Origin of the sequence: Longimonas halophila, from assembly GCF_002554705.1 — a bacterium.
In the GTDB taxonomy this organism is placed as follows: domain Bacteria; phylum Bacteroidota; class Rhodothermia; order Rhodothermales; family Salinibacteraceae; genus Longimonas; species Longimonas halophila.
The window spans coordinates 127,180-148,933 of sequence record NZ_PDEP01000002.1 but is presented as its reverse complement, the minus strand read 5'-3'; the positions used below and the strand labels follow the sequence as shown (position 1 = coordinate 148,933).

The 21,754-nt window shown below is 62.6% G+C and carries 15 protein-coding genes; 7 read left to right on the top strand and 8 right to left on the bottom strand.

Annotated features, from left to right (window positions below; translation table 11 throughout):
- Window positions 1–41 precede the first annotated feature (41 nt).
- Complete coding sequence (locus tag CRI93_RS03110; RefSeq protein ID WP_098061155.1) at window positions 42–1,031, top strand: integron integrase; 990 nt, start codon at window positions 42–44, stop codon at window positions 1,029–1,031.
- Here CRI93_RS03110 and CRI93_RS03105 read toward each other — a convergent pair.
- Window positions 1,028–1,273, bottom strand: a complete 246-nt coding sequence (locus tag CRI93_RS03105) for a GIY-YIG nuclease family protein (protein ID WP_098061154.1) — start codon at window positions 1,271–1,273, stop codon at window positions 1,028–1,030. The genes CRI93_RS03110 and CRI93_RS03105 overlap by 4 nt on opposite strands.
- Window positions 1,274–1,899: 626 nt before the next feature.
- Window positions 1,900–4,473, bottom strand: coding sequence for a M14 family zinc carboxypeptidase (locus CRI93_RS03100; RefSeq protein WP_098061153.1), 2,574 nt, complete (start codon window positions 4,471–4,473; stop codon window positions 1,900–1,902).
- Window positions 4,474–4,717: 244 nt separating this feature from the next.
- Between CRI93_RS03100 and CRI93_RS03095 the strand changes: the two genes are divergently transcribed.
- Window positions 4,718–4,993, top strand: coding sequence for a polyhydroxyalkanoic acid system family protein (locus tag CRI93_RS03095; protein ID WP_098061152.1), 276 nt, complete (start codon window positions 4,718–4,720; stop codon window positions 4,991–4,993).
- A 35-nt stretch (window positions 4,994–5,028) separates the two neighbouring features.
- On the opposite strand, the gene CRI93_RS03090 is transcribed toward CRI93_RS03095, so the two are convergent.
- From CRI93_RS03090 to CRI93_RS03080, 3 genes are all read right to left on the bottom strand, one after another.
- Window positions 5,029–5,547: a Uma2 family endonuclease gene (locus CRI93_RS03090; RefSeq protein ID WP_098061151.1), complete on the bottom strand. Its 519-nt coding sequence runs from the start codon at window positions 5,545–5,547 to the stop codon at window positions 5,029–5,031.
- A gap of 247 nt (window positions 5,548–5,794) precedes the next feature.
- Window positions 5,795–8,992, bottom strand: a complete 3,198-nt coding sequence (locus CRI93_RS03085; RefSeq protein ID WP_098061150.1) for a transglutaminase domain-containing protein — start codon at window positions 8,990–8,992, stop codon at window positions 5,795–5,797.
- Between the two features lie 356 nt (window positions 8,993–9,348).
- The gene (locus CRI93_RS03080) at window positions 9,349–9,831 is read right to left on the bottom strand and encodes a DinB family protein (RefSeq protein WP_176521653.1); all 483 of its coding nucleotides are present in this window, start codon (window positions 9,829–9,831) and stop codon (window positions 9,349–9,351) included.
- A 116-nt stretch (window positions 9,832–9,947) separates the two neighbouring features.
- On the opposite strand from CRI93_RS03080, the gene CRI93_RS03075 reads away from it, so the two are divergent.
- Both CRI93_RS03075 and CRI93_RS03070 read left to right on the top strand, forming a co-directional pair.
- On the top strand, window positions 9,948–10,607 hold the full coding sequence (locus tag CRI93_RS03075; RefSeq protein ID WP_098061148.1) for a DUF2459 domain-containing protein: 660 nt from the start codon (window positions 9,948–9,950) through the stop codon (window positions 10,605–10,607).
- 5 nt (window positions 10,608–10,612) lie between these two features.
- Window positions 10,613–11,617 (top strand): glycosyltransferase family 4 protein, encoded by a 1,005-nt coding sequence (locus tag CRI93_RS03070; RefSeq protein ID WP_176521652.1) that lies wholly within the window; start codon window positions 10,613–10,615, stop codon window positions 11,615–11,617.
- A gap of 353 nt (window positions 11,618–11,970) precedes the next feature.
- On the opposite strand, the gene CRI93_RS03065 is transcribed toward CRI93_RS03070, so the two are convergent.
- A complete protein-coding gene (locus CRI93_RS03065; protein WP_098061146.1) occupies window positions 11,971–13,734 on the bottom strand; it encodes an alkaline phosphatase family protein in 1,764 nt (587 codons plus the stop codon).
- Between the two features lie 339 nt (window positions 13,735–14,073).
- Window positions 14,074–14,412, bottom strand: a complete 339-nt coding sequence (gene trxA / locus CRI93_RS03060; protein ID WP_098061145.1) for a thioredoxin — start codon at window positions 14,410–14,412, stop codon at window positions 14,074–14,076.
- Between the two features lie 188 nt (window positions 14,413–14,600).
- On the opposite strand from trxA, the gene CRI93_RS03055 reads away from it, so the two are divergent.
- Entirely contained in the window at window positions 14,601–15,830 is a 1,230-nt protein-coding gene (locus CRI93_RS03055) for an MFS transporter (protein WP_098061144.1), read from the top strand.
- Window positions 15,831–16,926: 1,096 nt separating this feature from the next.
- Here the strand turns inward: CRI93_RS03055 and CRI93_RS03050 are convergent.
- Window positions 16,927–17,988 carry an SDR family oxidoreductase gene (locus tag CRI93_RS03050; RefSeq protein WP_245850281.1) on the bottom strand — a complete coding sequence of 354 codons (1,062 nt, stop codon included), beginning with the start codon at window positions 17,986–17,988 and terminating at the stop codon, window positions 16,927–16,929.
- Between the two features lie 242 nt (window positions 17,989–18,230).
- Here CRI93_RS03050 and CRI93_RS03045 point away from each other — a divergent pair, with 242 nt between their 5' ends.
- Entirely contained in the window at window positions 18,231–20,084 is a 1,854-nt protein-coding gene (locus tag CRI93_RS03045; protein ID WP_245850279.1) for an ABC1 kinase family protein, read from the top strand.
- Window positions 20,085–20,138: 54 nt separating this feature from the next.
- Complete coding sequence (locus CRI93_RS03040) at window positions 20,139–21,452, top strand: 1-acyl-sn-glycerol-3-phosphate acyltransferase (protein WP_098061142.1); 1,314 nt, start codon at window positions 20,139–20,141, stop codon at window positions 21,450–21,452.
- The last annotated feature ends 302 nt before the right edge of the window (window positions 21,453–21,754 follow it).

The following is a 21,754-nucleotide window of genomic DNA, read 5'->3' as shown; positions in this document are numbered from 1 at the left end:
GCACGTATAGGATATACTTTACATGGCCTACATGCAAGCCGATGCCCGACCGCTCATCGATGCCCCGTTCGCCGAAATTGCTGGATCGCGTGCGCCACGCGTGTCGACGGCTCCACTATAGCATCCATACCGAAAAAGCATACGTGCGCTGGGTAAAGCGGTATGTGCTTTTCCACGACACGCGCCATCCGAACACACTCGCCGCACGTCATGTCCGAGCGTTCCTGAACCATCTTGCAGTCAACAAGCAGGTGGCGGCCTCCACGCAGAACCAGGCGCTCAATGCGCTCGTGTTTCTCTATGATCGCGTGTTGGAGATCGAACTGGGCGCAATTGGAGACATCACGCCGTCGCAGCGCCCGAAGCGGCTGCCGGTGGTCTGTACGCGGGCGGAGGTGCGGGCGGTATTGCAGCGCATGACGGGTACGAATCAGCTTGTGGCGCTGCTGCTCTACGGTGCGGGACTGCGCCTTTCGGAGGCACTACGCCTTCGCGTCAAGGATGTCGATCTGCAGCGCGGCGAAATCACGGTGCGCGATGGGAAAGGCGCCAAAGACCGCGTGACCATGCTGCCGAACCGGGCCAAGCCGCGGCTCGCGCATCAGATCAAGGCTCGAAAGCTCTTGCATAACGCAGATCTGGATGCGGGATACGGAACGGTGCATCTGCCCTATGCCCTCGCCCGAAAGTATCCGAACGCGGAATCATCGTGGATCTGGCAGTTTGTCTTTCCCTCCCGCAACCGATCCACCGATCCACGGACGGGCACGGTGCGGCGGCATCATCGCTCGGATTCGGCGGTGCAGCGAGCGGTCAAGAATGCTGTTGCCCAAGCGGGACTGTCGAAGCGTGTGTCGTGCCATACGCTGCGCCATAGCTTTGCTACGCATCTCATTGAAGACGGATACGACATCCGCACGGTGCAGGAGCTGTTGGGACACAACGACATCCGCACGACGCAAAAGTATGTGCATGTGCTCAACAAAGGCGGGCGCGGCGTTGCGAGTCCGCTGGATGCGCTGGCGGATTAAGCCGTTTCCACCAGTTCCTCCTTCGCGGGGCGCCGTAGCTGCTTGATCGCGTATTCGCGCTGCATGGCGGCGGATTGGCTGTCGTAGGTTTCGGTGTGGATGACTTCGACGGGCGTGCGTCCGCGAGTGTATTTGGCCCCGGTCCCGGCGTTGTGCTCGTCCACGCGGCGCTCCACATCGGTGGTGTAGCCGGTGTAGTAGGTGCCATCCGCGCATTCGAGGATATAGACGTGGTGCGCCATGTCAGAGTTCGTTGTTGGTGGTGACACAAGATTGCAAGCGTTGCCTATCGCTTCGCCTACCAGCGGGGGTCCCTTTTGTCTTGATACAAAAGGGACTGAAAAAATCAAGGCTGGAAGAACTGGGCCTGACTCCGCCCGCTGGGCCGCTAAAATTGACCAAACTCGCTCACAGGCTCGCTCAAACAGGGTCAATTTTGGACGCGTCCCCACTGGCTACGTCCGGGCGGCCCACTTCTTCGAGGCCGAAGAGGCTCACAACTGGAAAGAGGCCCGTTCGTGTTGGTTGTTGTCGGTAATACAAGATTGCACGCGTTGCTTATCGCTTTGTCTACCGGCGTGGGTTCCTTTTGTCTTGGTAATCAGCGCCCGGAATATCCTTCCGATAGCTGCCGGAATACTGATCCCGGGCTAAGGAAATCAGTAGCCGGGCAACCTGTGCCGAACGCTATCGGCATCGCTTGCATCCCCGGCGTTTGGGCCGCTTGTTGCAACAGCAGGTGCCCGGTGTGCAGGAGATGGTTCGGCGCTCTCCGTACCGACAATGGTCGGTACTTCGCTCGCTCACCATGACAGGCTTCGTGGGGGCTGATTGCAGGGCAACCATCAAAATGAGGATTGACACAGCACTACTCGTTCCCGACGAAGAACACGGCATTGCTCATGAGGAGCTGGCCGTTGTGCCAGAAGCCACGCGTGAGCGGGTTGTCGACCAGGTACGTGATGCGCCCCTGTCCGTACGACTGCACGCCAAAGACGAGGGTGTCGTCGAGTTCCTGCTGGGCTTCGTGACCCATGAATCCGGTGAGCGGAGCGGTGTCTTCGAGCGCAGCCACGGTCCAGCCGCTGTCGAGGTAGGCGAAGGCGCGGGCGGAGCGCTTCAGCGTGAAGTACCGCTCGATGCCAAACGCCAGCGGGTGCGAGCCGTCGAGCGTGGTGGCATGCACGCTGCCGGGCGTGCCCCGCGTGGCGGCCTCGCGGGCACGGTCTTCGTAGCGGGTTAGTTCGGGGGATGCGGCAGCGCTGTCTGCGTCTGCGGGCGGCGCGGCCAGATCGAAGCCGTCGCGGCCCGACAGGGCGCTGTTCGCGGCGCCAAGGGCAATGAGATGACCGCCGTTCTGGATCCAGCCTTGCAGGGCCTCGGTGCGTTCGTCGGTGAGCCAGTCGCCGTACGATCCGCTGGGCATGACGAGCACGTCCAGGTCGCTTAGCCATTCGTCGCGGAAGTTGCCCGGTTCGAGCAGCGTGGCTGGATACCCAAGCTGCTGCTCGAAGAAGTGCCACACCTCGCCCACGTTCAGCGAGGAGAGCGGACTGCCGGCCAGCACGCCCACATGCGGCGCGTCGATGTAGCGGATGTTGCCGGAGCCCAGGTCGGGCTCTTCGTCCATGAAGCCGGTGGCGGTGCGGTAGAGCGAGCGCTCGTGCTCGGTGGCAGTTTCTTGTACGATGCGGTCGAAGTCCGATCCCATATTGCGGTTGTTGGCGCGCAAGATGGCGAGCGTGCCGGGCTCAAAGGTGCGTCCGTTCAGCTCGAACGCTTCGCGGGCAAAGCGCACCTTCACGCCGGCCTCAATCAGGTCGGACAAGAACGAGGCGTCGGCGATGCTGTGCCAGTTGGCGAGGTAGGCGTACGGCGTGTCGGTGTCGGCGCCCTGCAGGGTCGGCGGCGCGGCCTCTGTATCCCCCGACACCGACACGGACTGCTCCAGCGCGTAGGCCTCCAGTCCGTAGGCGTAGGGCAGGCTCCAGCCGGTCATGTCGTAGGTGACGGAGTCGACGACGGTGGTCTGCGGCTCCATCAGCACTTTGGCAAGGCGGCCCTTGGGCTGGTTGAGCGACACGACGAGATCGCCCGGTTCGATGGCGGCAGACTGCTCGGTCTGGTCGGCATAGCGCAGGCCGCTCCGCTGCATGTCGGTTCCATCTCCAGCAATCGTTGAGGCGATGCCTTGCCCTTCCAGATGCTCGTGCAGCGCGTGGATGCGGTCATCGGGCGTGTTGGGCACGCCGTGGTCTGCAGCGTCGCGTGCTTTGACGAGGTAGGCGGCGTAGTCGCCGGGGGGATTCGAGGCGGCGGTTTCGTGATACGATACGAATTCGCTAACGAGCCGGTCGGCCTCGCGGGCGGCGGTTTCGACGGTGGAGAGGCCGGTGGCATGGTGCCGCACGAAGCGGTCGTGCAGGCTGAGGGTGTCGCCCTCGGCGGTGTGCACCATGAGTCCGGCGCGCCCGGAGCCGCCCTGCTCGTAGGTCATGCCAATGGCGCCGTTAAACGTGGGCCAGGTGTCGCCATAGCCGGGGTAGAACAGGTCGAAGCGCTCACGGGTGAAGTAGCGCCAGCCGTTCTCGTCGAAGTAGCGGGCGTGGTTGCGGCCCATTTCGGTCTGGATCTCGCGCTGCCACGCGGCAATGTCTTCGTGGAACGGATCGGCGGCGGGGGCAAAGTAGTGCGGGCTGTCGATGCCCTGCTCGTGGTAGTCGACGTGGACGTGCGGCATCCACCGGTTGTAGAGCTCCAGGCGGTGCTGCGTCTCTTGCTGCGAGGCCCACGCCCAGTCGCGGTTCAGGTCAAAGTAGTAGTGGTTGGCGCGTCCGCCGGGCCAGGGCTCCTGGTGCTCGCGGGCCATGCGGCGTGCGTTGGGCTGCGCGCCCACGGATTCGCGGTAGAAGTTGACGTAGCGGGCGCGGCCGTCGGGGTTTACAAGCGGGTCGAGCAGCACAAGCGTGTTGTCGAGCCAGGGCTGCGTTTGGCTGTTGGTGGGATCGGCCAGTTCGTAGAGCGTCTGCAGGGCGGATTCGGTGCTCACGCTCTCGTTGCCGTGCACGTTGTAGCTGAGGTAGACGATAGCGGGCGCATCATCGGCGGTGGGCGCGCCGTCTGCGAGTCCGATGCGGCGCAGGTTGTTCTGGCGGACGGTTTCGCGCTCGTCCAGCAGGTCGGGAGTGCTAATGTACGCCACCATGAGCGTGCGGCCTTCGTAGCTTTCGCCGTAGGGCTCGGCCTCCACATTGGGCGAGGCCGCAGCCACGTGCTGCACGTAATCCATGACGCGGTGGTGCGGCGTGAACTGCGATCCCATCTCATAGCCCAGGAAGTCGGCGGGCGATTGCAGGTCGCTTGCGGACTGTGCGCGCGCCGGTGCAACAGCGAGGGCAGTGAGCAGAACGCTGAATAAGATGAGGCGAAGCAGTCGGGACATAGGCGAGAGCGTGCACATGAGCGATACGAGCCAGCAGTGGGGCGGGGCGAGTGGAGATCGGTACGCACGCTGCACGAGGCAGGTGCCTACCGCTTTCCCTAAACATACAAGGTAGGGGATGCGCGGGTCGGTGTCCAGTCCGAAGGCGGCCTAAACGAATGAGGTGCGTGTGGGAACGCACGAAAATCGCTTCCGTAGCGCACAAACCGTTTACGCGCTGTTCATTCTTTAGCCTGTATACCGTATGTCTACCATCAATTTGTCGCAATCGCACAGCATGGGCACCAGCGGCGCCCGCACCGCTGTGGAGAAAGTGGCCGACCAGCTCAAGCAGAAGCTCGGGGCCGATTATCACTGGGAGGACGATACCCTGAAGTTTGATGGAGGCGGGGCCAGTGGCACGATCGATGTGCAGCCGGAAGAGGTCCGTGTTGAGATCGAACTGGGAATGCTGCTCTCGGCGATGAAGGGCACGGTGAAGAAGCAGGCGCAGGGCTACCTGGATCAGTATTTGAAGTAGGTTAGGGGTGGATGTGTGGAAAGGTGGAGGTGGTGCTATGGCTCCTCTACGGTCTGCGGAACGGTGGGGATGAGCGCTGAGCGAGATTGCTCTGTATCGGCAAAGAAGCGAAGCGTGCCATCGGGCGCAGCGACCCAGACTTCTTCGGCTCCGATCTCCTGGTAGAGCGCTCGCTTCTCCTGCATCTCGGCATCGGTGTTTGATGTGCTCATTACCTCGACGCAGATCTCGGGCGCTTTGGTGGAGGGATCGCCTGTGTCCTGCATCGCCTTTCGGCGTGATGGGCTCATCCACACCACATCAGGCACTTTTACGCCTCCGGGTGTGGCCAGGGCGTATTCAACCGAGACGTGGCCTTTGGGAGCATGCTCAAGAAGCAGTTGAAAGAGCGCCGCCTGTAGATCGGAATGTTTGTTGGTGTGGGGACTCAAGACAATCTGACCCTGGCGATTGGTTTCAACTTTGTAGGGCAGCCCCTCAAATGCAGGTGTGGCTACGATCTCGTTCCACTGATCCTGGTGCGCTTGGATGAGAGACGGCGACGTACGTGCCATGATACGGCCATGCACAGCGAAGAGAACACGGAATGAATGATGTGTTTTTTCCATACGCACTGATTCATGTCACGTTCGCATGGGCGTCGCTTCCAAACCTCCGCACTTCCGAACCTCGACACTTACGCCGTATCCGCGGGCGGCCTGGCACTCCGCGCCGGGCGTAGGCGTTTCGTTCAATCGCATCTTCCGGGGCAGGTCCCGACGGGCGGCAATCCGGGATCTCCTGGTCCGAGGACTGAGCAGCTCAACCCGGGCACGAGAACGGATTGGGCGCGCCGGTGGCTCCAAGCATGTCATCCATGTCTCCAACGGCCTCCGCAGCCCGCTCGACCACCCTGAAGCCGCCGCTGAAGCTGCCCAGAATCAGCATCTTGCTGGCTTCGCAGGCAGCGAATAGCACCGCGCGCCGTGCATAGCGGTCCAGCTGGGAGGCGTCCATTAGCGCGACGGCCATGGCCGCGCCGCCGTACATGCGCGCCAGCACCTGCCCGTGTAGCGCCACGGCCCCGAGCGCGACCCCGCCGATGGGATTGATTGCGCCGGAAGATACTGCGCCGCCAACATAGAGGTTGAGGAGTGCGAACGTTTGCGAGAGGGCGTCGATGGATTCTTCGATGCGCTCGCGCCGACTCCCGCCGCCGCTGCCGTCGGCAAGCAGGCCCAGGAGCGCGCCGGTGTCTTGCGTCACGCTCCAGAAGGCAGGTGGGCCTTCACCGTCTTCGGGACCAAGGAAATACTGATCTCGCTGCGTCCAGGCGTTGCGTGCGGCGCGGCGCCACGGCACCTTCTGCGCGTCGGGCATATTGTCTGCATCGTAGTAGTAGGGGGTGTACGTGTTGAGCGTTCGGAGCGGCCGGCCCGCCAGGCGTGATCGGGTGGTCTCGGAAAAGAGCGTCTGTTCGGTCACGGCAAGGCGGGCCGTCTGGCGTAGCGTGCGACGAAATGCGACGCGGCGATCTGGAGCGGCGGTGGCGAAGCCCGCGGTGGGGAGCACGTCGGCGCGGCTGCTCACGTAGTCCTCGCCAAAGGTGAAGTGCGTGCTGAAGAGGACGGCGCGCAGTCCCGTCTCGTAGGTGCGCGCGCTGCCGTTGGCCGGGGTCGGCAGCGGGGCGTGCAAGAGCAGCGGCTCGCTGGGAAGAAAGCGCGTGCCCTGGCGCAGCTTCGTTTTAATGCGTTGCAGCCCGGCCCCGTCGCGGACTGCCAGTTCGACGGGCTTGTGCGTGATCTTGGCGGCCAGAAAGTCGTCGGCGACGATGGCCGTGGAGGGCGCGGCGGCCTCGAACGAGAGCAGGTGCGTGCCGAAGAGCGCCCCGCGCACGGCGCGCAGGTCGGTGTCGGTGGGACCGCTCTCGCTCTGTTCGTCCCACCCGGCAAGGGTGCGTGTTACCTCAGTGTCTCCAACCTTTACCGTTAGGTGGAGGCTGCTGAGCTGCACTGGTGGTTCGACAGCCTCGGCGGTGTAGGACGCCGTGCTTTCGGTGGTGCCGCCATCGTTGAGGCGAAGCCGCACGGTGCGCTCCCCTGTCGACTCCGTGGGGGCGCGGTAGTCCAGCCGGTACGGGTCCGTTACCTCGAAGTCGTCCAGGTAGTCCAGGATGACTTCGCGCGCCGCCTCGCGCTCGCCGCCGCTGACAGGGAACGCGGTCCCGCCGGTGGCCTCGGCCATTTCATCGAAGGGGTTCTCTGCTCCGTCGGCACGCAGTGTGTCCAGACGGTCGGTCACATCGAGGATGACGGCCGGCGGTCCGCTGTCGAGTAGGCGGCGAATCTCGTCGTTGAGGCCGTCGGTGGGTTCTCCGTCGTGGGCGTAGACGATGAGGTTGGCGTCGCTGCGAGCCGCATTCTTGAGCGCGGTCCATTGATCGGAGTTGGTCTCTTTGAAGCGCACATCTGCGTCAGGATTTTGCGCGAGCACCTGTTCGCGCACGGTGTCCACGAGCTGTTCCATGCTTGCGCCCTGGAACGGCTCGGGCATGCTTGTCGACTGGTCGGCGAGGATACGTACGATAGGCGCATCGCGGTTGGCGCTGAGTGTGAAGCCGACCGCCTCACCTTCGTCTTCCACCGCAAACGCAGAGGCCGGCAGTCCGCTGACGACCTCGCCGTCGGCGTCGAGCGGGCGCACCTGGAGCGTCACCTGTGGAAAGCGATCCGCCGTGGCTTGCATTTCGATGGTCTCGACGCTCGCGGGGTCGGCGCCGTCGCCGGGGCCTTGCAACGCGCGTCCGTTGTAGGTGAGCGTGCCGTCGTCGTGGGCTTCGAGGCGGTCGCCGGCAATCGTGACGGCGTCGCCGCGCTCGGAAAGCTCAGCAGCCTCCTCCTTCGAGAGGTCGGGGGCCTGCATCGCCAGAAGCGGGGCAAAAACGCGCACGTCGTTGAGGCGCGCTTCGAGCAACTCGCGCAGTTCCATCGTCGGCGCCATGCGAACGAGGAGTTGCCGCCCGGCCACCTCATCGGCCGTCCACTGCCCGCTGACGAGCTCGAAGCGCTCCTCGGGAGCCGACGAGACGGCGGCTTCCAGGGTGACTTCCACGGCGAGCGGATCGTTGGCCGCATCGGCGGGCGTGAGCTGATCGTTTTCCACCGGCGGGGTGCCAAGGGAGGTGTTCGGGCGCGAGGGGTTGGCGTAGCGCGCCGGGCCGTTTTCGTCGTGCAAGCGCACGCCTACGGCCTCCTGCCAGCGCGCGTCGAATGCATCGGCGGCCTGGGCGTCCTCGGGAAGCACATCGAGAAGGCGTTCTGCCAGTGCGGCGCTTTCTTGGCCGTCTTCGTCGATGCGCGGGACGGCGTCTTTCGCGGCGGTTTCGGGAAGGCCCAGTTCCGTGCGCCAGTACGTCACCGTTTCCGGATCGATCTCGGGCGCGAAGGGATTTTCGACGGGATGGTAGAAGGCATTTTCGCGCTCGCTTGCGGCGCTGGTCTCCGGCGATGTGACGACCTCAGCCTCCAGGCCAGCGCGCTGGTACAGATCGGCCAGCAGGTCCGCCTTTTCGCGAGGCGTGCCGGCCCCGCCACGTAGGGTGGCGCGCGTTCCCCACCGTACGCCATTCACGAGGTCGTTCGTCCCCCAATACGACGTGGGGGGCGGATAGGTGGCGATGCGGTCACGAACGAACCGGAAAATCGCTTCGGGGTCGCCTGCTTCAACGAGGCGGTCGGCCTGGGCGGGGAGGTGATCGGGCGAGGTGCGGAGGGCCTGCTGCATTTGCTCCCAGACGGCATAGGGCAGCGCGCCTTCAATGTTCGGGGATTCCTGTGCGGATTCCCCTTCGCAGCCGGGGATGCATCCCGGCAGCGTGGCCGCCAGCGCGGCGCCTCCGGCAAGGCCAGCGCTGCGCTTTAGAAAGGCACGGCGGTCGATGGTACCGTCGAGGAGCGCGAGGAGCGCCTCGGCGAGTGACTTGTCAGGCGTCGGTTCGTCAGGTGTGGATTCGTCGGGCATAGCAGCGGGCCAAGGGCAGAAAGAGAGCGAAAGAGAGCGGTGAGCACGCGCGTTAGCCGTCGTCATGGGCGCCGACATCGTTCATGCGCTTTCAGCGCGGAGCGATCGACTGGACCCTGGCGATTGGTTGCAACCTTGTCGGGGAGTCCCTCAAACGCAGGCGTGGCTACGATCTCGTTCTACTGATCCTGGTGCGTCTGGGGGAGAGACCGCGACATGCGTGCCATGATATGGCCATGCACAGCGAAGAAAGCAGCAGGATACGTACTGTAATTCCTCTACGTGCTGGTTCATGCTGTGTTCACGTGGGCATCTCGTCCAAACCTCCGCACTTCCGAACATCCACACCTCGACACCTACGCCGTATCTGCCGGCGGCCAGCAGCCCAGGAGGCGGCGCACGGTGACGAGTTGACCCGTGTGGTAGGCGTTGTGGTCGAGCACAATAAGCGCGGAGCGCAGCAGCGTGTGCGTGTCGTGGCTGGGCACCGGCTCGAACGGGTTCGACTCGTCGAGCAGGGCCAGGAGCGTTTCGCGGTCGGCGACGACGGTTTCGCAGCTGGTATGCCAGGCGTTACGCGAGGGCGGGTTCGGGGTGTCGGGCCAGTAGGCATCGGGCCAGGTGTCGGGGGCGTAGTCGTCGTTCTGGCTGTAGCGCAGCAAGTCGGCCTGCGCGAGGCGGATGTGCTCGACCAGCTCCCATCCGGAGTAGGGCACGCCCTCGGGACGCACGCCGCGCTGGTCGTGGGGCCAGTCGGCCACCGCATCCTGAAACGAGGCGTGCGCGGGGAAGTCGCCGGTGAGGCTTTTGCGGATGTGCTGGCGCAGGGCGTCGTGCATGGCAACAGGAAAGCTTGAGGAAAAGAAACAGTTGCGTATCAGACGGGGCGCGCCTATGCTATGTTTAGGGGGCATACAGGCCGCCGTTTGTACACAGTGCATAGGTTGCTACATTCATGACCCGCTGGCTACGTCGCGGATTGGTGGGAGCACTCCTCGTGTGGATCGCAGTGCTGGCCGTACAGTGCGAGCAGCCCACGGTTGACGCTGTCGAAGAGGCATCGGGACCGCACACCGTCTACGTGGTGCGTCACGGCTGGCATGCCGGACTCGTGATGCCGCGTGCGGCGTTGGGCGATGCGGCATGGCCCGTGCTCGGTGATTTTCCGCCCACCGCATACGTCGAAGTGGGCTGGGGCGAGGCCGCCTACTACCCGAATCCCGATGCGGGGCTTGGCACGCTCCTGCGCGCCGGGCTGTGGCCTACCAAAAGTGTGGTGCACATGGCCGTGTTCGACGAGCCGGTGACCGACGCCTTTCCGCAGCACGACATCGCCGCCATCCAGGTATCCAGGGCCGGGCTGCATCAGGTGGCTGCGTTCGTGCGGCAGAGCATGCACAACGCGCATCCTGATCCGGTGGCGTCTGGACACTACCACGAAAGCGCTTTTTTTCTGTCTCGGCTTCCGTATCATGGGCTCAACAACTGCAACCAGTGGGCCGCCCACGCGCTGCGTGCTGCCGGATGCGACATGGTGCCCACCCGCACCCTGCGTGTTACGCGCCTGATGCACGATGCGCAGTCCTGTGGCCGCTGGATCCAATCTGCTCCTTGAAGCGCATGCCTATGCACATCCACTTCTGCAATCCCGACATTGCCGAGCATCCCACGGGCGGCAACCGCTACAATGCAGCATTGCGCACTGCCTGGCCCTCGAATGATACCTGCACCACGGGCACAGCATGGCCCGAAGCACCTGCCGAGGCCGACGCCTGGCTTGTCGACAGCCTGCTCCTGCGCGATGACGGGTTGCTCGAGGCCTGGGCTACGGGGCCGCCCGCGGTACTCACTGCGCACTACCTGCACCTGGCCGATCCGACCCAGCATGACACGCCCGCCGCTCAGGAAGAAGCCGACCGCCTGTCGTTGTTTGGGGGATACGTAGCGCCCAGCCACTTTGTGAAGGAGCAACTCAGCGCCCACAGCATTGCGCCCCGCCGCGTAGTCGTAGGGCCGCCCGGACTGGACCACACCTTCCGCACAGGCCGCGACGCGGCGGGGACAGCCCTCGATCCGCCCGCCCATCTTTTGTCCGTGGCGAACCGCTTCCCCAATAAGCAGCTCATTCCGTGCCTGCACATGCTCGAAGACCTGCGCGCAGTGCCGTGGCAGTGGCACGTCATTGGCGATGAGACGCTCGACCCGGGGCACGCCGCCGCCTTCCGCGAGGCCGTTGCCGCCTCGCCTGTGTCCGATCGGGTGCACGTGCAGGGAGCCGCGTCGGCGCAGGAGGTGCGCGCCGCCTACGCTCGCGCCGATGTGGTGCTGTGCCCATCGCGCTTCGAGACGAGCGGCATGGTCGCGCGCGAGGCGCTGGCGGCGGGCGTGCCGGTGCTGGGCTTTCGGGTAGGCGGCCTCCCCGAAACGCTCGGCACGCTGTCCGATGCATGCCTCGTGCCTGCGGGCGACTTTGCGGTGCTGCGTACACGCTTGCACGAGGTGCTCACCACCCCGCGCCTCCACACGCAGCTTGCGTGGCAGGCGGTGCGCGTAAGCCGAGGCACCCCCTGCTGGGCCGAGACGGCGTGGCGCATCCGCCAGTTTGTGCAGCAGGTGGCCGTCTGATGCACGTCTTTCAGCGGGGCGGAGCCCCTGAACAGCCGGCGTCGCACGGCGGAGGGGCCGAAGGTCATGCTTTTTGTGCTACGCGACGAGCACCCGGGATGCAGGTTGCACGCATCACAAGCCGCTGCTTCTCCGCTCGTCGCGAGGCTCTGCCTCGTGACGCCCACCCAGGAGGCTCTGCCTCCGCAAGCCCCCGGGATGCAGGTGCGCTCATCAAAAGTCTGCGCCTGTGCGTGGTCTCAGGGACGCAGGAGCGTCCTTGTATACGTCCGACGGGGACCGTCGGACGCAGGGTGGTTTGTTGGGCGGCTTCTTCAAGGATGATTGAGTCCAAGAGAAGCGTCGACGTCCAGTTACGGCGCGAGCATCCGGTACGGCACGCCCTCGGGACGGAGCGGGGCGGCCTCGGGCGGCAGGTCGTTGTACTGCGCCAGCGCGCGCATGGTGAGCGAGTAGAGCCCCTCCAGCGGCCATACGGTCTGAGCATCGGGGTTCGGGGTGAGGCCACGTGTGAAGCCCTGCTCCAGAAATGGCTGCAGCCGCTCCGGGTCGCGCGCAAAGACGTGCATGGGCACATCCGCGCTCTCGCTCGACAGCACGGGCGGCTGGTGGTCGCCCATCACCCAGACCAGGGCATCCTCCGGCGCATCCGCCCGGATGTAGTCGCGGAGCAGGCGCCAGTTGTGGGCAATGGTACGGAAGTAGCGCAGGTGGGGCTCTTGTTGGAAGATGAATCGATTCGACAGGCTGTCGGGCACGAGTTCGGGGCGGTCCTCGCGCCGATGCTGCCGGATCCACCGGCGGTCGCCGCCATCGCTCACGCCGGGGCCGTCGTTGAAGACGCGCCAGTCGTCGACGTACGGAATGAGGCCATGCTTCCAGAGTGCGTGCGAGTCAACCATCGAGAAGAAGAGGAAGAACGGATCGTTGTCGTCGAGTGCCTGCTCGTGCGTGTAGTGCAGGCTGTACTGATCGGGCACGATGCCCCACCCGTAGCGCGGCCCCTCGTAGTTTAGGTCGTTCAGGTAGAACATGCGGTCGAAGTCGTACGGGTCAGAGAGCGGGAGTCCCGGGCGCGCCCGGACGGGCGGTTTGAGTCCGACGGTGTGGTAGCCTTGTGCCTGTAGTGTGCGTACGATAGAGGGGTAGCTTGGGTGGCGCACCAGCCGATCGTTCAGCAGCTGCCGGTGGATGCGCACGCCGCTGAGCAAGGTGGCATGCGAGAGCCAGGAGCGTCCGCCACGAATAGGCGCCGTACCCACCGCTGTAGCCATGTGCCAGCCATCGCTGCGGAGCGCCGTCTCCACGCTGTCGATGAGCGCAGCGTATGGCGCTTTAAGCTCGGGATGGGTAGAGAGCACCTGTCCGTACGACTCCATCAGAAACCAGTAGATGGAGGGACGTTCTTGCAGTTCGAGGTCGGCGTAGGTGTGATATGTAGAGTCGGTGCGGCCCTGGTCAAGCGTGTTTACCAGGTCGTGGAGCGCGCGCGAAGCATCGAGGTTCGCGTGGATCTGTGCGGTGAGGGTGCGCAGGCGCTCGTCCTCGCGGATTTCGCGATAGGTCTGGTGCTCTACGCCCCACTCTTCGGCAGGCGCGTGCCAGAGGATGTACGGCCAGGCCATCAGGTGCAGGGCGAGCAGCAGCGCCCAGGTGGCACGCAGGCGCCCGGCCTCCTGAAATGCACGCACCAGGCGCGGGATCATGGCAATCATGCCTGCCACTGCTCCAAGGGCTGCCACGCCGAGCACGGCACGCTCGGGACTGGCCAGTTCGGGGATGAGGTACAGTGCATCCACCACAAACCGGATGTCTTCGTAGAGCACGCCATGCCGCTGAAACGCGGTGTACACGAGCGCATCGTACCAGGCGTACGTCCAGTACACCAGGACCACCGCGACCCCGATGCCGCGTATCCACCGCTTTCTCGGCACATAGATCGTTGCCGCGAGCAGGGTCGCCAGAACGAGCGCCTCGGGCGTCCACGGAGCGAATGGCGAAATGGGAATGGGCATGAGGTGTGCGGGCAGCATCAGCAGGCCCGACAGCACCACGAGCGCCGCTGCAAAGGGCACGAAGAGGGGCGAGGGCGCAGCGTGGGGGAGGGGGCGACGCAAGCGGTGTAAAGCCGGTTGTTGGTAGAAGGTACGAGAGTCGTTAACGCAAGTTGTCCCCTACAAGGCTGTCATTTTGAGCAGAGCGTAGCGCAGTCGAAAAATCTCCTTGTCACACCTGTTTTGCTCTCAGTGGGGGAGATTCTTCATCGCTCCGCTCTTCAGAATGACAAAATGTGGTGGAGGGTGTTATACCCTGCAACTTGGGTTAGTTAGGATGCGAGCGAGTAAATGTACAACAATTGCCTGTTCGCATCCGCCAGGCGAATCCAAAAACGAGGCCCGCCCTCGGTAGAAGGCAGGCCTCGTGTTGCATAGCTGTACGTGAGCTGCGCGCGGGAGTTACGCTGCCTGCGCGAGCTGCTTGTCGAGCCGTTTGGTGAGCTCCGACTTCGGCACAGCGCCCAGCACTTGGTCAACGACCTCGCCGTTGTGAAAGACGAGCAGCGTGGGGATGGAGCGCACGCCGTACTCCTGGGCCGTCTTCGGGTTGTTGTCGACGTTCAGTTTGCCTACCTTGGCACGACCCTCGTATTCCTCAGCAACCGCGTTTACGGTCGGAGCAATTTGGCGGCACGGGCCGCACCAGGGCGCCCAAAAATCAACCAGCACGGGCTGATCAGCGTTGAGGACATCGTCCTCAAAGGTACTGTCGGAAAGTTCGAGGGTAGATTCGGCCATGGTAATACGTTCGGTTGTGAAACAAATGCTTTTCTTATTCGGGTACAGCGGTGCGTCGTTCCCGGCACCATGCAGTGGGTACCACAGGTGCCGCTATCGTAACACCCCAATGCGTGAAGCGTTCATGCCCGCCGCCACTACGCGTTAACAGAACACTCTGAGCAGGCTTTCACAAATCAGTCAGTCATATGAGCAGCAATGACCGCGCCATCATCGCTCTTACGTCATTGGGGCATGGGATGGTGCATACCTACGAGCTGTCGATCCCCATTTTAATGACATTGTGGCTCACTGAGTTTGGGACCTCAACGGCACTACTTGGGGCGCTTGTTTCCGTAGGGTACGGACTGTACGGTGTGGGGGCGTTGCCTGCAGGCATTCTGGCGGATCGTTGGGGCTCGCGGCGCCTTATTGTGGCCTGCCTTGCGGGCATGGGGGCATCGTTTTTGATGCTCAGCCTGGCACCGGGGCTGTGGACGATTGGGGCCGCGCTGGTGCTGTGGGGACTGGCGGCCAGCATCTACCATCCGGCGGGACTCACGCTCATCTCGCGCGGGGTGGTGCAGCGCGGTAAAGGATTGGCACTACACGGGATGGCAGGAAATGCAGGTATTGCACTCGGTCCGTTCTGCACAGCGCTGCTTCTGCTGGTTGTAGACTGGCGCGTGGTGGCGGCCTGTCTGGCGCTGCCTGCGCTGGCCGCTACGGGCTATGCTGCGCAAGCCTCCTTTAATGAAACCGCGGCAGACGCCAGCTCCCAGGTGGCAACCACTGCATCAAGTCCGGCGGCTCCCGCCTCAGCCACTCAACTGTGGACGCATACGCGTGTGCTCTTTGCTTCGGGCTTTGCTATCGTGTTTGGCATTGTCATTTTGTCGGGACTCTACTACCGCGGCATCCTGACGTTCTTGCCGAATCTGCTCGAAGATGTGTTCGTGCTTGATGGAGCGGTAGACCTGGACCCCAGCCGCTATGTCTACGCTGCGCTGCTCATGGTGGGCATGGCGGGGCAGTACCTGGGCGGCTGGCTCACCGATCAGGGACGCACCGAGTGGGCGCTTGCCGGGGGATTTGTTCTGCTGACTGTGTTGGGCATCGCGTTCTGGCCACTGGCGCAGATGGGGACGGCTCCGCTCCTGGCCGTAAGCGCAGTGCTGGGCGTGGCGCTCTTTATGGTGCAGCCGCTGTACCAGGCGATGGTTGCCGAGTACACGCCGTCTGAGGCACGTGGGCTCTCGTACGGATTTACCTACCTGGGCGTGTTTGGCGTGGGTGCACTCGGAGCCGGTATTGCGGGCAGCATCCTGTACTGGTCAACCCCGCTTGTGCTCTTTGCGGTGCTGGCTGGATTTGCGGGGCTGGGTGCAGTAGGCAGTGCCTATCTGGCTTACCAACGCCGTCATATGATAGCGACGTGACGGCACTGTACACATGTCAACCTGTGGAAGCTACTGCAGTGTCAACAACCCTGAAAGGTTGGATTCAGATGCGTATTTTCCCCTCCATCGTGCTTGTCCTGGACGCCGATTCAGGACCCTTCCCGAGGAGAAAGGAACCATAGGGCGCCCTCATGAAGTTCCCCTCAGAGGAGGGGGATTTAGGGGGAGGGATTCCGTGCGCTCAAACGACCTAAACAATCACACGGGACAGAGCACTACTGCTCTGTCGCAGGTCATTCTGTGGGTTAAACCAAGATGGATACGCGTGCCGTGCCGTCCCGAATAGTTTCTGCTGAACGTCAAGGAGATGGTTCGACGCGCTTCGCTTGCACTCTAAAAGCACTTCTGCTACCGAAAGCGTTCGTTAGCAAGGCGCTCACCATGACAGACTTCGTTGGGGAATAATTGCAGTGTGAGATTGTGAGATGAATCACAGGACCTGGCACCGACGGTCCTCCGTCGGCGCCATGGGGCCGAGGACGCTCCTGCGTCCAACCCGCAGCGTCGCATCTATTCTCTTATGCTCGCCGGGGACGCAAGCGGTGCCGATAGCATTCGGCACAAGTTACCCAGCTATGAGAAATCCCTGTGGGCGAGCGTCGTAGCGTACGGCGTCTAATTCCACAACCGTACAGAGCAACCATCAAAATGAGGATTGACAGAGCACTACGTCGATTGATGAGAAGCAAAATCGGCCTCCAAATCCCACAAAACCACCTCTTGTAAATAACGGATATTCAAAAGTGGAGGTAATCAGGCATTGTGGATAACTTCCTGAATCCTGTGTGTAGCCTGTGTACAACCTGTGGATAACTTTTGGGAGATTGTGGATAACTGTGCTCAATTCGATCCGTATCTTCGAATTTCCTCCTGAAACCCGCTTAGCACGGGCTGAGGCCGGTTTTAGAGTCAAGGGACTTAATATCTGTTATGCGTTACGAGCCATAAGGGGGTGTGGATAGCCTGTGGATAACTTTGCCGCTCCTGAAGCCGGATCTATGTAAGTAGCCTCCTTTATATCCGTTATTTTATAAATAAGCAGCAGTGCGTCAGGCTGTGTGGTGCGATTCGTCCTTTAGTACATAGCTTCGGAGCGGGCCTGCGCGTAGTGCTCGTTCATGTAGTGCACCATGCGGGGCGCGTAGTCACGTAGCGAGGGGCACGTGATGCCGCTGCCCTGCAGGGCGTCCTCAATCTGCGCGGTGTCGTAGTACACCTCGTGGTCGAAGTAGTCGATCATCTCAGGGGCAATGCCCAGGTAGCGGCCCACGTTGGTACCCATGAGTGTACGCGCTACGGTGGGCGGCACGGGCACGTACGCTACGTGCATGTCGAGCTGCTGCACGAATGTCTCTATGATCTCTTGCGTGGAGAGCGGGTTGGGATCGGTGAGGTGAAACGTGGTGCTGTTGTGCTGAGGCTGGTGCAGAAGATACGCCATCGCATCCACCACATAATCGACCGGGGTCAAGTGCACGGGGGCGGTACCGTCGCCGATGCGCGTCATGAGCGTGTAGCGCGGGAGCCGTTGCAGCGCCTGCAAGATGAAGTACGGACCGTCGAACTTATCGGTGGCGCCGGTCTCCGAATCGCCTACAACAATACCCGGACGAAAAACCATGGTAGGAATATTCGACATCTGCTGTTTTACCAGCATTTCGGCATGGTATTTCGTTTCCTCATAGAAATTCTTAAAGCCCGCGTTGTGCGTCAGATCGGTCTCGTAGACGCGTCCGGTGCGTTTTCCAGCCACATAGGCGGTGCTCACGTAGCCAAACGTTTGCAACTGCGGCGCCAGGGCCATAAGATCAAGCACATGCTGCGTACCGGTTACGTTAATGCGCCAGCCGATGTCGCGCGGAATCGTGAGATCGTACACCGCAGCCAGGTGCACCGCGTGGGTCATCGACTCGGCCACGGTGCCGTACGCATCGCCCAGCCCCAGATTGGGCTTGGTGATGTCGCCCGCATGCACGGTGGCGCGCTCGGTGAGCCCCAGCCGGTTGAGGGCAACATGGGCGTCGGGGACGAACTTTGGCTGCACGAGCAGATGGAACGAGAGCGACGGGTTCTGCTGCGCCAGCGTGTCAACAAGGCGGGTGCCCAGAAATCCCGGAAAGCCGGTCAGGAAAAGCATGAGACGAAGCGGTGTGCAGTGAGTAAAATACGAGGTTGCCCCTGGATGCTGCTCGTATGTGCTGCGTTGCAGATCAACTGTAGTGCTGCAACCGGAGCACATACCTGAAGGGGCCACGATAGTGAACCCGTGGTCGTGTTTTCGGTTCATCATGAATCCACACCAACTCATACCTACGCGGAGCGCCCTCTCCGTGCACAGCGCACGGTGCGTTTTCAACCACGTAATCAACCCATCTTTCCATGAGCTCCTCTTCGCAGACGGCGTCGGCCTCGGGGACTGCCTCTGCTTCGGGAGAGGAGACGGCGGCATCGCAGGGGGAAGCGCAGGCATCGACCTCCACGAATGGGCAAATGCAGGGGAAGGGAGAGGGCACCGCTTCGGGCCCTACGTATGGCGGGGCTACGTCGGGGGGGGCGACCTCAGAGGCCGATCACCGCTCGCCGCTGGCCGACTTTGATCCGCTGGCGCCCTATCGAGGAGCAGTCCGACGCTTCTTTGTGGTGTACCGGCATGTGATGGGGCTGCTCATGGGCGGGCACATTGCCTATGTGCGCTCGCTGCCCAACGTGCAAACACGCGGCATGCGTTCGATTGGTAAACGCATGGTGGCATGGATCTTTCGTCCGTTTGTAGATCGTTCGCTACGCGATCTGCCCTTTCCGGTGCAGCTGCGCAAGCGGCTGGAGATTCTGGGGCCGACCTTTACGAAGCTGGGTCAGATTCTGGCGATTCGCGAAGATCTGCTTCCGCCCGCCATTACGCGCGAGTTGGAAAGCCTGATGGACCACCTGCCGCCGGTGCCGTTCGTGCAGGTGAAAGACATCATCGAGCGTGATCTGGGCGCGCCGACCGAGGAGCTGTTTGCGACACTGAGTAGCGAGCCGCTCGGCTCCGCCTCCATTGCGCAGGCGCACCGCGCTACCACCATTGAGGGGGACGATGTCGTCATTAAGGTGATTAAGCCGGGGATCCGCGAAATCATCAACTCGGATCTGAAGCTGCTGGAGTTTTTTGGCATCTTCCTGAACTGGATCATCCCGGAGTACCGGCCTCGGCAGATTATTGAGGAGTTCAGCGAGTACACGAAGCGCGAGGTCGATTACTCGTTCGAGGCCACCAACGCCGAGGTGTTTGCGGCCAACTTCAGCGATATGCCCGATGTGGTCTTTCCCACGATCTACCGCGATCTGAGCTCCGATGATGTGCTCACCATGCAGTTCATCGACGGTATTCGTCCGGGCTCGGCCGCCTCGATGAAGCTCTCCGAGGATGAACGCGAGCGCGTGATCGACCTGGGATCGGCGGCCATTATCCGCATGCTGTACAAAGATGGTTTCTTCCATGCCGATCTACACGCGGGCAACCTCAAGATCATTGAAGGCGGCCCCGATGAGCCGATTAAAGTTGGATTTATCGACATGGGCATGGTCGGGCGGTTCAGTCCGCAGGTGAAGCGACGCCTGCTTTACTACTTCTACGCGCTCGTGCGGGGCGATGTGGAGAACGTGGCCCGCTACCTGCTCGACATTGCGCGCATCGGCGAGGGCGGCGACCCGCAGGGCTTTCGACGGGCGGTGTCGGATCTGTCGCGCTACTTTGCCCGACAGGGACAGACGGGCACCATCAGCATCGCCCAGCTTATTCTGGAGTCGCTCAGTCTGGGTGGACGCTACCGCGTGTTCTTCCCCGTGGAAATGACGCTGATGGTGAAGGCGCTGGTTACGTTCGAGGGGGTGGGCCGCACCATGAAGCCCGACCTGGACGTGGTGGCGGTGTCGCAGCGCCATGTGCGTAGCATCTTCCGTGAGCGCTTTGACCCCCGCACGTTGGGCACTGAGCTGCTGAGCAACGCACCTGAGTTCATCGACACCATTGTGCAGTTGCCCCGGCTCATGAGTTCAGGGTCCGCATACGTTGAAGAACGACTCAACGACCGCACTCCCACCGGCGACCCGTTTCCGGGGCTGCGGGGCAGCATCCTGGCGGGGGCGTGCATCATTGGCGGGGCGCTCGGCGTGGTGCAGGGCGGCCCCATCTGGCTCTGGCTCCCACTTTTCGCGATTGGCTTTTTACTTGCGCTGTTCAAGACCTGACTTGCATGGTCTTGCCTCGTTGCTTAACTCATCAACGGCCTCTGGTCGCCTTCTATGGCTGCTGAATCCGATTTTACAATTGACGTGACGCTGGATCCGGAGGATCTGGAGGAGCTCTTTGAGCCGTTCGACCCGTGGCGGCACGAGGCGCAGATGCCGTCGGGGCCTGCGCCTAACCTGGCGCGCACCGATACGCCACACGATCCCATCGACTGGGACTACCTGTACAGCCTCATTGACGGCTTTATGGGCGACGTCATGGATCGCTACTTTCGGGCTAAGCTCATTGGCCACGAAAAGCTCCCCGACGACGGGCCGCTCATCCTGGCGCCCAACCACAGCGGCAATGCCTTTCCCCACGATGCTATTGTGCTTGATGCTGCGCTCTGGCGGGCTACCGGATACACCCGGGCAGGCAAATTCCGAAGCGTGTACACGCCCCAGTTGGCTGCCACCTGGTGGATGCGTCCGTTCGACCTTGACAACTGGTGGCGGCGGGGCGGTGGCGTGGATATGACGTTCGCCAACTACGACAGGCTGTTGGAACGCGGCGACCGGGTCATCTACTATCCCGAGGGGGTGCCCGGCATCGGCAAGGGCTTCACGCGGCGCTACCAGCTTCAGCACTTCCATTCCAGCTTCGTCGTGCTGGCGGCCAAGCACGACGCGCCGGTGTACCCGGTCAGCGTGGTAAATGCCGAATGGGTGAATCCTACCAGTGTTACATTCGAACCCATTGACAAGCTGTTTCGGAAGGTACTCGGCATTCCCTTCCTGCCGCTCCCCATTGCGCCGCTGGCCCTGCTCTTTCCGTTTATCTTCTACCTGGCATTTCCATGCCAGATGACATTCGTGGTACAGCGTCCCGTAAACGTACGCCAGATGCTCCGGGAAGAAGGCTGCACGGACGTGGACGCGCCCAGCCGCGACATGGTAGTGCGCGTGGCCGAGCGGATTCAAGAGCGCGCCCAGCACGATCTGAATACGGCGGTGGAGGAGCACGGGGACAACCCCTACGACTGGGAGAGCCTCAAGCGTGAGATGAATGCCATTAAGGGCAAGCGGCTGCGCACCACGCCGCTGGGGTGGCCGCTTTCGTTTGTGACGCACGACCGCAACCGCCAGCGCCCCCCGGCCAAGAACTGGCTGCACAAGATCGTGCGCGACCTCGACATTGCAGCCTGGTACATGCCGTTTGGGTGGTTCTTGATTGCGCTGATTCGCAAGCTGCGCAAGCCGCCCTACGGCTATCGCGGCCTCAGTGAAGACGAAAAGCGCCGCACCGAAGGCTCCTACCGCTGGTCCCTCGACGACCAGCCGCTGCCTCCACGCCCCACGGGCGACAGCACGCCCGACGAAGCGCCGTGAGTGCAGGCTCTAAGGCGCTGCCGCTATCGAGCATCGCGTAAAACGCGGGGCAGAGCTCTCATATCGTCGGGGCTGTTCACCCGCTGCCATTCTGGAAACCCTCTGAGGCGAACGGTCCCCCGTTCGCCCGTACCGAGAGCCCAAGTCGCACCGGAGACTACTGCTCTGTCACACGTCAATGGTTGGGTGACGCGGACGAGTGATTGTCATGGAAGGTGACAAAAGATCCCGGATCAGCGGCGCCAGGGGCGCCTTGTCCGGGATGACTATAAAATGGGAGTCCATGCGTCACCCTATGAATC